This is a genomic window from Streptomyces hesseae, from assembly GCF_031845785.1.
Lineage (GTDB): Bacteria > Actinomycetota > Actinomycetes > Streptomycetales > Streptomycetaceae > Streptomyces > Streptomyces hesseae.
On record NZ_JAVRFI010000012.1, the window covers coordinates 152781 to 165691 of the forward strand.

Below are 12911 nucleotides of genomic sequence, written 5' to 3' on the forward strand. Positions count from 1 at the left end.
AACCGAACGCACCACAGGGAGAACCCCAGACAATGAACCGCAAGACGTTGGTCCTGCCCACCGTGGCGGGCCTGCTGGCACCCGTACTCGTCGCCTGCGGCGGGAGCGCGGGATCCGGCGGGAACAAGGCCATCGTCATCGGCACCACCGACCGGTTCGAGCAGACCACCGACGCGCCCGCGCCCTTCGACCCGGCCGCCGCGTACGACGTCGGTGTGTGGAACGTCCTCCACAGCGGCTTCCAGACGCTGCTGCGCCTGCCGCGCTCGGGCGCCGGGCCGGTCGCCGACGCCGCCGAGAGGTGCTCGTTCGGGGACCGCAACAACGAGCAGTTCCGCTGCACGCTGCGCAAGGGCCTGAAGTTCACCAACGGGCACGCGCTCACCGCCGAGGACGTCAAGTTCTCCATCGACCGCGCCCGGGCGATCAACTTCGAGAACGGCCCGGTCTCCCTGCTGAGCAACATCGACAAGGTCGAGACCCCCGGCGAGCTAGAGGTCGTCTTCCACCTCAAGACGCCGGACGCCACCTTCCCGCAGAAGATTTCCACCCCCGCCGCGGCCATCGTCGACAGCGAGTCCTACGCCAAGGACAAGCTGGACGACGGCTTCAAGGTGGTCGGCTCCGGCCCGTACGCGATCAAGACCGAGGTCAAGGACGACCGCGTCACCAAGGTCACCTTCACGCGGAACGACGACTACCAGGGCCCGCTGAAGCTGCAGAACGACAAGGTCGAGATGCGCTTCTTCGACGACTCCGCGTCGATGGAGAAGGCGCTCAAGGACGGCGACATCGATGTGATCAACCGGGCCCTGCTGCCCGAGCAGATCGACCGCCTGCGCACCGCCGCCGACAAGGGCGTCCGGCTGCACGAGTCCCCCGGCGCCGAGACCAGCTTCCTGGCCTTCAACACCGACGACTCGACGGTCAAGAACAAGGCCGTCCGCCAGGCCATGGCCCAGCTCGTCGACCGCCAGGCGCTGACCCGCGACGACTACCACCGGACGAACGAGCCGTTGTACTCGATCGTGCCCTCCGGCGTCGCCGGCCACCAGAACTCCTTCTCCAACAAGTACGGCGAGCCCAGCGTGGAGAAGGCCAAGGCCATCCTGCGCGGCGCCAACGTCACCTCGGCGGTGCCGCTCGTCCTCACCTACGCCACGGACCACTACGGCGAGGCCACCGAGAAGTCCTTCAAGTCGCTCCAGAAGCAGCTCAACACCAGCGGCCTGTTCGACGTCAAGCTCCAGGGCGTGAAGTGGGCGGACTTCCGCCCCGAGGCCGCCAAGGGCAAGTACGCCGTCTACGGCATCGGCTGGTTCCCCGACTTCCCGGACCCGGACAACTTCGTCGACCCGTTCGTGGGCAAGGACAACTTCCTCGGGTCCCCCTACAAGAACCCGAAGATCATCAACGAGCTGATCCCGCAGTCCCGGCTGTCCTCGCAGCGTGACGCGGCCGCGCGGTTCTTCCAGCAGGCCCAGGACATCGTCGCCGACGACGTCCCGGTGCTCCCGCTCTGGCAGGGCAAGCAGTACGTCGCGGCCGGGGACAAGATCACCGGCGCGGAGTGGGCCCTCAACGCGGCCGCCGAACTCCAGCCGTGGGAGCTCGGGCGCGGCGTGTAACGCCGGGCACCGGGGAGTCTCACCGGATTACCGACAGCTCCAACGCACCACCTGTTTCACCAGCTCCACCTGCTCCACAGAACGCGTTACTGCTCAAGACATCCCGTCAGCGAACCAAGAACTGTGAGGAATGCGCACGTGAGGAAACGTGACCAGTGGCTCGCCGCCCCGCTTGGCGCGGGGCTTGCCGCCGCCCTGCTGAGCGGGTGCGGTTCGGACGACGGCACGGCGGCCGGCACCGGGGAGTCGGTGGTCATGGGGATGTCGGACGAGGTGACGACCACCGACCCGGCCTCCGGTTACGACCCCGGCACCTGGCTGCTCTTCAACAACGTCTTCCAGTCGCTGATGAGCTTCCCCAAGGGCGGCACCACGCCCGAGCCGGACGCCGCCAAGAGCTGCAAGTTCAAGGACCAGAACAGCACCGTCTACCAGTGCGAGCTCCAGGACGGGCTGAAGTTCAGCAACGGTGACGACCTCACCTCCGAGGACGTCGCCTTCTCCTTCCGCCGCACGCTGAAGATCAACGACAAGGACGGTCCGGCGTCCTCGATGCTCTCCTCCATCAAGGAGGTCAAGACGCCGGACAAGTCGACCGTGGTCTTCCAGCTCAAGCGCCCCGACGCCACCTTCCCGCTGAAGATAGCCTCCGGCGCCGGCTCGATCGTGGACCACAAGGAGTACCCGGCGGACAAGCTCCGCACCGACGGCAAGGCCGTGGGCTCCGGTGTCTACAAGCTGGACTCCTACGACAAGTCCAAGGCCGTCTTCAAGGTCAACGGCTCCTACAAGGGCCCCGCCGTCGTCCAGAACAGCGGCATGACCATCAAGTTCTTCCACGGCGAGCAGGACGAGCTGAAGTCCGCCGTCCAGAAGGGCGACATCGACCTCGCCTACCGAGGCCTCGCCACGAAGGACCTCGCCGACCTCGAGGCCACCTCCGGCGAGAAGGGCGCGGTCAAGGTCGTCGAGGGCAACAGCGCCGAGGTCCAGCACCTGGTCTTCAACACCAAGGACCCGGTGGTCGGCAAGGTCGGCGTGCGCAAGGCCATCGCCTATCTCGTCGACCGCAGCGCCCTCGTCCGCGACGTCTACAAGCGCACCGCGGAGCCGCTGTACTCGGTCGTCCCCAGCGGCATCACCGGCCACAAGACGCCGTTCTTCGACGTCTACGGCGACCGCCCGCAGCCCGAGAAGGCCAAGGCGGCCCTGGCCTCCGCGGGCGTGAGCGGCAAGGTGAAGCTCACCCTGTGGGCCACCCCGGTCCGTTACGGCCCGGGCACCGTGGCCGAGTTCAAGGAGATCGCCAACCAGCTGAACGCCAGCGGGTTGTTCGAGGCGGACGTCCAGAGCGTGCCCTTCGAGCAGTACGAGAAGGACATCGCGGCCGGCAAGTACGGCGTCTACGTCAAGGGCTGGATCCCCGACTACCCGGACCCCGACAACTTCACCGCGCCGTTCTTCGGCGACGACAACGTCCTCGCCAACAACTACCAGTCGAAGGACATCTCCGGCATCCTGCCGGCCACCGCCGCCCAGGGCAGCCGCGCGGCGACCGTCAGCGACTTCACCAAGCTCCAGAACGCCGTGGCCCAGGACGTCCCCGTCCTCCCGCTGTGGCAGGGCAAGCAGTACGCCGTCGCCAACGAGCGGATCTCCGGTCTCCAGTGGACCCTCGACTCCTCGACCGTCTTCCGTTTCTGGGAGATCAGCAAGGGCGGCAAGGGCTGACCCGCCCCACGCGCAAACGAAGCGCCCCGGTGCACGAGAGGATCGTGCACCGGGGCGCTTCCGTATGCCTCGCAGGGCGGCCGCCGCGTTCACCGGGGCGGGCCGCCGCGCTCACTGGGCGCCGGGGCGCACCAGACCGCTCTCGTAGGCGTAGACCGCGGCCTGCACCCGGTCGCGCAGGCCCAGCTTCGTCAGCACATGGCCCACATGCGTCTTGACCGTCGTCTCGCTGACGAACAGATCCGCGGCGATCTCCGCGTTCGACAGCCCCCGGGCCACCAGCTTCAGGACCTCGACCTCGCGGTCCGTCAGCGTGTGGAGGGTGTCCGGCAGCGGCTCCTCGCCCGACGGCAGATGCCCGGCGTACTTGTCCAGCAGCCGGCGCGTGATGCTCGGCGCCAGCATGGCCTCGCCGCCCGCCACCACCCGGATCGCCTGGACGAGCTCATGGGCGGGCGCGTCCTTCAGCAGGAAGCCGCTGGCCCCCGCCCGCAGCGCCTCCACCACGTACTCGTCCAGATCGAACGTGGTCAGCACCAGCACCTTCGCCGGGCCGTTCCGCTCGGGACCGGTGATCTGCCGGGTGGCCTCGACACCGTCCATACGGGGCATCCGGATGTCCATCAGCACCACATCGGGCTGAAGCGCCCGCACCTGCTCCAGCGCCTGCAGACCGTCCCCGGCCTCCCCGACGACCGCGAGGTCCTGCTCGGCCTCCAGGATCATGCGGAAGCCGGTGCGCAGCAGCGGCTGGTCGTCGACCAATAGGACGCGGATCGCCACAGGAACACTCCTTCGTTAGACCTCGTCCATTCTGCCCTGAGCACTGTCCGCCGGGGCAGCGGGACCATCGCCCTCCGCCGCCCGCGGTGCCGGGACGACGGGCAGCGGATACGGCGGGGGAGTGCCGCCGAACTCCGGGCACACCGCCTGGTGGTCGCACCAGCCGCACAGCTTGGTGGGCCGCGGCCGCCAGTCGCCCGTCTCCGTGGCCAGCGAGATCGCCTCCCACAGGGCGCGCAGCTTGCGCTCCACCGCCAGCAGCTCCGCCTCCACCGGGTCGTACGTCAGCACATCGCCGCTGCCCAGGTAGACCAGCTGGAGCCGGCGCGGGATCCGCCCGCGCAGCCGCCAGATCACCAGGGCGTAGAACATCATCTGGAACAGCGGCGTCTCCCGGAACCGCGGGGCCGGGGCCTTGCCCGTCTTGTAGTCCACGATCCGCACATCACCGGCCGGCGTCACGTCCACCCGGTCGACGATGCCGCGCAGCTTCAGGCCCGACGGCCCCGCGTCCTCCAGCACCGTCTCCACGAACAGCTCCCGCTCGGCCGGCTCCAGCCGCGTCGGGTCCTCCAGCGTGAACCAGCGCTCGACCAGCCGCTCCGCGTCCGCCAGCCACGTACCCAGCCGGTCCGCGTCGTGCGAGCCGTCCTCCCGCAGGAACAGCTCCGCCAGCTCCGGCTTCGCCGCCAGCAGCCGCTCCCACTCGCCCGGCACCAGATCCCGGGCCCGGGGGACCGTGCGCTCGGCCGCCGGGGCGTCGAAGAGCCGCTCCAGCACCGCGTGCACCACCGTGCCCCGGGTGGCGGCCGAGCTGGGCTTCTCCGGCAGCCGGTCGATCACCCGGAAGCGGTAGAGCAGCGGGCACTGCATGAAATCGGCCGCACGGGACGGCGACAGCGAGGCCGGCCGGGCGGCGCCGGCCCGCCCGGCGGGGTTCTCGGAGGCGGTATCCATGACACAGACCCTACGGCCCGTCACCGACAGTCGGCCGCATACCATCGACGGTAAGCCCCATCACACTGCATGATCGGGAGAACACACCGGCTCCGGACCAGGGCCGGACGGGACGAGGGGACACCGTGGACGACAGCGGGCAGGGCCATTCCGGCGCGGGGGGCGCCGGCCACGGGGCCGGGCCCGGGGACCGCAAGCCGCAGCGCCCGCCGGAGACGGGCGGCGGGATCCTCATGGGCCGCCCCTTCGGCGTGCCCGTTTACGTCGCCCCCAGCTGGTTCCTCGTCGCCGCGCTGATCACCTGGGTCTTCGGCGGCCAGCTCGACCGCGTCCTGCCCGAGCTCGGCGGCGTCCGCTACCTGGTCGCCCTGTTCTTCGCCGTCGCCTTCTACGCCTCCGTGCTCGTCCACGAGCTCGCCCACACGGTCGCGGCCCTGCGCTTCAAGCTCCCCGTGCGCCGCATCCAGCTCCAGTTCTTCGGCGGCGTCTCCGAGATCGAGAAGGAGAGCGAGACCCCCGGCCGCGAATTCGTCCTGGCCTTCGTCGGCCCGCTGCTCTCCCTGATCCTCGCGGGCGTCTTCTACCTCGCCATGCTCGCCGTCGAGCCCGGCACCGTGCCCGGTGTGCTGCTCGCCGGACTCATGATCTCCAACCTCCTGGTCGCCGCCTTCAACCTGCTCCCCGGCCTGCCCCTCGACGGCGGCCGGATGCTCCGCGCCGTCGTCTGGAAGATCAGCGGCAAGCCCATGACCGGCACCGTCGCCGCCGCCTGGGTGGGCCGCGCCCTCGCCGTCGCCGTCCTCGTGGGCCTGCCCCTGCTCACCCACGGCGGCGACACCGAGGACCTCGGCGGCATGGACACCCTCACCGACGCCCTGCTGGCCGCGATCCTCGCCGCGATCATCTGGACCGGCGCCGGGAACAGCCTCCGCATGGCCCGGCTGCGCGAACACCTCCCCGAGCTGCGCGCCCGCACGCTCACCCGGCGCGCCGTGCCCGTCGAGGCCGCCACACCGCTGTCCGAGGCCCTGCGCCGGGCCAACGAGGCGGGGGCCCGCGCCCTCGTCGTCGTCGACGGCCAGGGCACCCCCAGGGCGCTGGTCCGCGAGGCCGCCATCGGCGGCGTCCCCGAGCACCGCCGCCCCTGGGTAGCCACCGGCTCGCTCGCCCAGGACCTCACCGACGGCACACGGCTCTCCGCCGACCTCTCGGGCGAGGAGCTCCTGGAGGTGCTCCGGGCCACACCGGCGTCCGAGTACCTGGTGGTCGAGGACACGGGGGAGGTCTACGGGGTGCTGTCGGCGGCGGACGTGGAACGCGCGTTCGTGGCGGCGATGGCCAGGCCCACGTCGTAGCGGATCCGGGGCGGAGCCCCGGGGAAGCGACCATGTGTGGTCGGCGGCCCGCAGGGCAACCGGTACGCTGGTCACATGTCCGAACCGACCGGTGCCGCCCGCCGTCGCGGGCCCTTCCAGGTCGGGGACCAGGTCCAGCTCACCGACCCCAAGGGTCGCCATTACACGTTCACGCTCGAGGCCGGGAAGAATTTCCACACCCACAAGGGTTCCTTCCCCCACGACGAGCTGATCGGCGCTCCCGAGGGCAGTGTTGTCCGCACCACGGGGAACGTCGCGTACCTCGCGCTGCGTCCCCTGCTCCCCGACTACGTCCTGTCCATGCCCCGCGGCGCCGCCGTGGTCTACCCCAAGGACGCGGGGCAGATCCTGGCCTTCGCCGACATCTTCGCCGGCGCGCGCGTCGTCGAGGCGGGAGTGGGCTCCGGCTCGCTCAGCAGCTTCCTGCTGCGCGCCATCGGCGATCAGGGCATGCTGCACTCCTACGAGCGCCGTGAGGACTTCGCCGAGATCGCGAAGGCGAACGTCGAGCGCTACTTCGGCGGCCCGCACCCCGCGTGGCAGCTGACCGTCGGCGACCTCCAGGACAATCTGTCCGACACGGACGTCGACCGCGTGATCCTCGACATGCTCGCTCCCTGGGAGTGCCTGGAGGCCGTCTCCAAGGCGCTCGTCCCCGGCGGCATCCTCTGCTGCTACGTGGCGACCACCACCCAGCTGGCGCGGACCGTGGAGTCCATCCGCGAGATCGGCTGCTTCGCCGAGCCGCAGCCCTGGGAGTCGATGATCCGCAACTGGCACGTGGAGGGCCTGGCGGTCCGCCCCGACCACCGGATGATCGGCCACACCGGCTTCCTCGTCACCGCCCGTCGCCTCGCCGACGGCGTGGAGCCCCCGATGCGCCGCCGCCGCCCCGCCAAGGGCGCCTACGGCGACGACTACGAGGGCCCCAACAAGGGCTGACCCGCCCCCGTACGAACCACCAGTGCGCCGCCGCCGTGCTCCGCTCCCGCGGAACTCGGCGGCGGCGCACGTGCGTTGGGTGATCCTCTGGGCCCCGCCCGCCGTTCACCGGCCCACGGTCGTGTGGCACGATGCGGACGATCCCGGTCCCCGCAGCCTTCGGCAGGAGTCAGCGCGCGTGCAGCCCCCGGCAGGTCCCGACCGTCCCGACGCCCCCGCTCCCCTCCCGCACACCCGGTCCCGCCCCGCGCACTGGCTGGCCACCGCCGCCGCGCTGGGCGCGGTGATCCTGGGCGCCGCCCTGGCCGGCCCCGGCGACGCCACGGCCGGGGCCACGGCCCCCGCGAGGATGCCGGCGGGCCCGCCCGCCGCCGCCCCGGACCCGGGCGCGGCGCGCTACCCGGTCGACTGCGGCCCCTTCCGCCCGGAGGTGGTCCGTCGGGCCACCTCCGACCTGGACGGCGACGGGCGGCCCGAGACGGCCGTCGAGGTGCGCTGCGGCTCCGGGGCGGGCACCCGGCCCAGCGGGGTGTACGTCCTCGCGGCACCGGCCGCACAGGGCGGGGCGCCCCGGGTCGTGGCGACCCTGGTGGACCCCAAGGAGGGGGTGAGCGTCACCGGCCTCGACGCGACCGGCCGTACGGTTTCGGCCACTCTGCTCGGCTACTCCCGCGCAGGCGTACCGCGCTGCTGCCCGGACCTGCGCAGGGCGGTCAAGTGGCACTGGAGGGACGGCGAGTTCGTCCTCACGGCCCTGCCGGTCGCCGAGAGCGTCTGATCCGTCACATGGGGTGACGATCCGTTATTCGGCGTCCGGGCCGAAGACCTCGACCTTGTCGGAGACGCGGCGCACGTGAATGCAGTCGCCGGGGCACTCCTTCGCCGAGTCGCGGACGTCGTTCAGCAGCGTCAGCGGCACGGGGGTGGTGGCACCCTTGTCCTGGAGGAGCTCGTCGTCGGCGGACTTCACATAGGCGAGACCGTCGATGTCGAGCTCGAAGACCTCGGGGGCGTACTGGGCGCAGATGCCGTCGCCGGTGCAGAGGTCCTGGTCGATCCAGACTTCGAGCTCTTCTTCCTGCACGGTCATCTCGCCTGCCGTTTCCTGCGTTCGTGAATCAATTGGAGCCAGCACTGACGGGTGTTGACCGAGTCGACGATACAACCGCCCGCTTTCCGATGTTGATGGGTGGGTATCCCCCTCACGTGAGGACGTGCGCAAGGGTGAAGATCGGACACACTCCGACCGGGTTTGTGATCTAGGGGTTTCAACCTGCACCGGCCCAGGTAGGGTCAGGAAGCGTCCAGCTCCCCTTGGAGGAGGTGAGGACCGTGGCAGCCCACGACGACGACATGAACCGCGGCATCCGGCCGGGACGAGGGTCTGACGACCCCGCGGGCCAGGTTGCCTATCTCGAGCAGGAGATCGCCGTCCTGCGACGCAAGCTCGCCGACTCTCCGCGTCACACGAGGATTCTCGAAGAGCGGATCGTCGAGCTCCAGACGAACCTGGCCGGCGTGTCCGCGCAGAACGAACGGCTCGCGAACACCCTCCGTGAGGCCCGCGACCAGATCGTGGCCCTCAAGGAGGAGGTCGACCGCCTGGCCCAGCCCCCGGCCGGCTTCGGGGTCTTCCTTCAGGGCAACGAGGACGGCACGGCCGACATCTTCACCGGCGGCCGCAAGCTCCGGGTGAACGCCTCCCCGAGCATTGACGTCGAGGACCTCCGGCCCGGACAGGAGGTCATGCTCAACGAGGCGCTCAACATCGTCGACGCCATGGCCTTCGAGCGCCACGGCGACATCGTCACCCTCAAGGAGATCCTGGAGGACGGCGAACGCGCCCTGGTCATCGGGCACACCGACGAGGAGCGGGTGGTGAGGCTCGCCGAGCCCCTGCTGGACACCACCATCCGCCCCGGCGACGCCCTGCTGCTCGAGACCCGCTCCGGCTACGTCTACGAGGTCATCCCCAAGAGCGAGGTCGAGGAGCTCGTCCTCGAAGAGGTCCCGGACATCGACTACACGAAGATCGGCGGCCTGGGCAACCAGATCGAGCTGATCCGCGACGCCGTCGAGCTCCCCTACCTCTACCCCGACCTCTTCAAGGAGCACGAACTGCGGCCGCCCAAGGGCGTCCTGCTCTACGGCCCCCCCGGCTGCGGCAAGACGCTCATCGCCAAGGCCGTCGCCAACTCCCTTGCCAAGAAGGTCGCCGAGGTCACCGGAAAGCCCGCGGGGAAGAGCTTCTTCCTCAACATCAAGGGCCCCGAGCTGCTCAACAAGTACGTCGGCGAGACCGAGCGGCACATCCGGCTGATCTTCCAGCGGGCCAGGGAGAAGGCCGGCGAGGGCACCCCCGTGATCGTCTTCTTCGACGAGATGGACTCCCTCTTCCGCACCCGCGGCTCCGGCGTCAGCTCGGACGTGGAGAACACCATCGTCCCCCAGCTGCTCTCCGAGATCGACGGCGTCGAGGGCCTGGAGAACGTCATCGTCATCGGCGCCTCCAACCGCGAGGACATGATCGACCCCGCGATCCTGCGCCCCGGCCGCCTCGATGTGAAGATCAAGATCGAGCGTCCGGACGCGGAGGCCGCCAAGGACATCTTCTCGAAGTACCTGACCGAGACCCTGCCACTGCACGCCGACGACCTCGCCGAGCACGGCGGGGACGCCAAGGTCACGGTCGGGGGCATGATCCAGTCGGTCGTCGAGCAGATGTACGCCGAATCCGAGGAGAACCGCTTCCTGGAGGTCACCTATGCCAACGGTGACAAGGAAGTCCTCTACTTCAAGGACTTCAACTCCGGAGCGATGATCCAGAACATCGTGGACCGGGCCAAGAAAATGGCCATCAAGGCCTTCCTGGACCACAACCAGAAGGGCCTGCGCGTCTCCCACCTGCTCGCCGCCTGCGTGGACGAGTTCAAGGAGAACGAGGACCTGCCCAACACCACCAACCCGGACGACTGGGCCCGGATCTCCGGAAAGAAGGGCGAGCGGATCGTCTTCATCCGCACCCTCGTCACCGGAAAGCAGGGCGCGGACACCGGCCGCTCCATCGACACCGTGGCCAATACCGGCCAGTATCTGTAACACCGCCGTCCGGCTGCGGATGTCCCTGTTGCTGTGCCTCCCCCGCCCGATCCGGCGGGGGAGGGAGGGGGCGTCCGCAGCCGGACGCGTTTTGCACCACGCGTTGCACCACTCGTGGGACGCCGACCATGCCGCCGTCCGCGCGGGGCACCAACCCGAGCAATGACTGTAATGATCTCCCCAGCGCCGCAAAGCCGTTCTAGGCTCTTCGGTACCACCGCGAAGCGCAGTGGGGGATCGGGGACCGTACACGGACCGGAAGCGCAGCGGTACTTGGAGCGCCGACCCCACCCGGGGGCGCCGCCGGGCAAGGAGGGCCGCATGACCGTACGGCGAGTAATGGGCATCGAGACGGAGTACGGGATCTCCGTCCCCGGTCACCCGAACGCCAATGCCATGCTCACCTCGTCCCAGATCGTCAACGCCTACGCGGCCGCGATGCACCGGGCACGCCGTGCCCGCTGGGACTTCGAGGAGGAGAACCCGCTGCGGGACGCCCGTGGCTTCGACCTCGCCCGCGAGGCCGCGGACGCCAGCCAGCTCACCGACGAGGACATCGGCCTGGCCAATGTCATCCTCACCAATGGCGCCCGGCTCTACGTGGACCACGCCCACCCGGAATACAGCTCACCGGAGATCACCAACCCCCGGGACGCCGTCCTGTGGGACAAGGCGGGCGAGCGCATCATGGCGGAGGCGGCCGAGCGCGCCGCCCAGCTGCCCGGCGCCCAGCCCATCCACCTCTACAAGAACAACACCGACAACAAGGGCGCCTCCTACGGCACCCATGAGAACTACCTGATGAAGCGGGAGACCCCCTTCTCGGACATCGTGCGCCACCTGACCCCCTTCTTCGTCTCCCGCCAGGTCGTCACCGGCGCGGGCCGCGTGGGCATCGGCCAGGACGGCCACGAACACGGCTTCCAGATCAGCCAGCGCGCGGACTACTTCGAGGTCGAGGTGGGCCTGGAGACCACCCTCAAGCGGCCCATCATCAACACCCGCGACGAACCCCACGCCGACGCCGAGAAATACCGCCGCCTCCACGTGATCATCGGCGACGCCAACCTCTCCGAGATCTCCACCTATCTCAAGCTCGGCACCACCGCCCTGGTGCTCTCCATGATCGAGGACGGCTTCATCGCCGCCGACCTCGCCGTCGACCAGCCCGTCCGCACCCTCCACCGGATCAGCCACGACCCCTCGCTGCGCCGACTGGTCACGCTGCGCAGCGGCCGGACGCTCACGGCCGTCCAGCTCCAGATGGAGTACTTCGAGCTGGCCCGCAAATACGTCGAGGACCGCTTCGGTGTGGACGCCGACGAGCAGACCAAGGACGTCCTCTCCCGCTGGGAGGACGTCCTGGGCCGGCTGGAGCGGGACCCGATGAGCCTGGCCGGGGAGCTGGACTGGGTGGCCAAGCTGGAGCTGCTGGAGGGCTACCGCCGCCGCGACGGCCTGGGCTGGGACGCGGCCCGGCTGCAGCTGGTGGACCTCCAGTACGCGGACGTGCGCGCCGACAAGGGCCTGTACAACCGGCTCGCGGCCCGGGGGAAGATGCGCAGGCTGCTGGACGAGGCCGAGGTGGCCCGCGCCCGCACCGCCCCGCCCGAGGACACCCGGGCCTACTTCCGGGGCCGCTGCCTGGAGCAGTACGCGGACGACGTGGCCGCCGCCTCCTGGGACTCGGTGATCTTCGACCTGCCGGGCCGTGACTCCCTCCAGCGCGTCCCCACCCTGGAGCCGCTGCGCGGCACCCGCAACCACGTCAAGGAGCTCCTGGACCGCTGCCGCACGGCCGAGGAACTGGTACGGGTGCTGTCCGGCGGCTGAGCGGGGCCCCGGCGGGGTCTTAAGGGCCGGGGGAAACGGGAATCATCCCGGTGGCTCCGGGACGTTGTAGCAAGTGCAGGGCCGATCCCCGACCCTGCTTGTAGGGTCGGATCTTGAACGTCTCGTGTACGTGTACGTCGAAACCGAGCGGGGTGAGGGGTATGGCGACCAAGGACACCGGCGGCGGACAGCAGAAGGCCACGCGTGCGACGGAGGAGGTCGAGGAGCAGGCGCAGGACGCGCAGGCATCCGAGGACCTCAAGGAGCGCCAGGAGAAGCTGTCGGACGACGTGGACTCCGTGCTGGACGAAATCGATGATGTCTTGGAAGAGAATGCTGAGGATTTCGTGAGGTCGTTCGTGCAAAAAGGTGGCCAGTAGGGGCCTTTTACCTTCGAACTGAAGGTGAAGGGGTGGGGGAGTGACTGACGCACAACAAGCGAAGCGCTGCTCGCGGTGTGGCGAGCGCAAGCCGCGAGCGGCCTTCGCGATCCACAGGCAGTTGAAGGACGGGCTCCAGAGTCAGTGCCGGGAGTGTCAGGCGGAGGGTTACCGGCTACGTC

At 69.6% G+C, this 12911-nt stretch carries 11 protein-coding genes; 8 read left to right on the top strand and 3 right to left on the bottom strand.

Annotated features, from left to right (window positions below):
* Positions 1 to 32: 32 nt before the first annotated feature.
* Both RM609_RS19780 and RM609_RS19785 read left to right on the top strand, forming a co-directional pair.
* Positions 33 to 1628 carry an ABC transporter substrate-binding protein gene (locus RM609_RS19780; RefSeq protein WP_311612638.1) on the top strand — a complete coding sequence of 532 codons (1596 nt, stop codon included), beginning with the start codon at positions 33 to 35 and terminating at the stop codon, positions 1626 to 1628.
* Between the two features lie 138 nt (positions 1629 to 1766).
* The gene (locus RM609_RS19785; RefSeq protein ID WP_311612639.1) at positions 1767 to 3359 is read left to right on the top strand and encodes an ABC transporter substrate-binding protein; all 1593 of its coding nucleotides are present in this window, start codon (positions 1767 to 1769) and stop codon (positions 3357 to 3359) included.
* 111 nt (positions 3360 to 3470) lie between these two features.
* Here the strand turns inward: RM609_RS19785 and RM609_RS19790 are convergent, their stop codons facing one another.
* Both RM609_RS19790 and RM609_RS19795 read right to left on the bottom strand, forming a co-directional pair.
* Positions 3471 to 4142: a response regulator gene (locus RM609_RS19790; protein ID WP_126913439.1), complete on the bottom strand. Its 672-nt coding sequence runs from the start codon at positions 4140 to 4142 to the stop codon at positions 3471 to 3473.
* A 15-nt stretch (positions 4143 to 4157) separates the two neighbouring features.
* A complete protein-coding gene (locus RM609_RS19795; RefSeq protein ID WP_311612641.1) occupies positions 4158 to 5099 on the bottom strand; it encodes a RecB family exonuclease in 942 nt (313 codons plus the stop codon).
* A gap of 125 nt (positions 5100 to 5224) precedes the next feature.
* Between RM609_RS19795 and RM609_RS19800 the strand changes: the two genes are divergently transcribed.
* The 3 genes from RM609_RS19800 to RM609_RS19810 all read left to right on the top strand — a co-directional run bounded on the left by RM609_RS19800 (position 5225) and on the right by RM609_RS19810 (position 8195).
* Positions 5225 to 6454, top strand: a complete 1230-nt coding sequence (locus RM609_RS19800) for a site-2 protease family protein (RefSeq protein WP_311612643.1) — start codon at positions 5225 to 5227, stop codon at positions 6452 to 6454.
* Positions 6455 to 6529: 75 nt separating this feature from the next.
* Positions 6530 to 7417 (top strand): tRNA (adenine-N1)-methyltransferase, encoded by an 888-nt coding sequence (locus tag RM609_RS19805; protein ID WP_311612644.1) that lies wholly within the window; start codon positions 6530 to 6532, stop codon positions 7415 to 7417.
* A 178-nt stretch (positions 7418 to 7595) separates the two neighbouring features.
* A complete protein-coding gene (locus RM609_RS19810; protein ID WP_311612646.1) occupies positions 7596 to 8195 on the top strand; it encodes a hypothetical protein in 600 nt (199 codons plus the stop codon).
* Between the two features lie 24 nt (positions 8196 to 8219).
* Here the strand turns inward: RM609_RS19810 and RM609_RS19815 are convergent, their stop codons facing one another.
* Entirely contained in the window at positions 8220 to 8507 is a 288-nt protein-coding gene (locus tag RM609_RS19815; protein ID WP_311612647.1) for a ferredoxin, read from the bottom strand.
* Between the two features lie 242 nt (positions 8508 to 8749).
* Here RM609_RS19815 and arc point away from each other — a divergent pair, with 242 nt between their 5' ends.
* The 3 genes from arc to RM609_RS19830 all read left to right on the top strand — a co-directional run bounded on the left by arc (position 8750) and on the right by RM609_RS19830 (position 12729).
* The gene (gene arc / locus RM609_RS19820; RefSeq protein ID WP_311612650.1) at positions 8750 to 10516 is read left to right on the top strand and encodes a proteasome ATPase; all 1767 of its coding nucleotides are present in this window, start codon (positions 8750 to 8752) and stop codon (positions 10514 to 10516) included.
* Between the two features lie 321 nt (positions 10517 to 10837).
* Complete coding sequence (dop, locus tag RM609_RS19825; protein WP_311612652.1) at positions 10838 to 12349, top strand: depupylase/deamidase Dop; 1512 nt, start codon at positions 10838 to 10840, stop codon at positions 12347 to 12349.
* 161 nt (positions 12350 to 12510) lie between these two features.
* A complete protein-coding gene (locus tag RM609_RS19830; RefSeq protein ID WP_311612654.1) occupies positions 12511 to 12729 on the top strand; it encodes a ubiquitin-like protein Pup in 219 nt (72 codons plus the stop codon).
* Positions 12730 to 12911 lie beyond the last annotated feature (182 nt).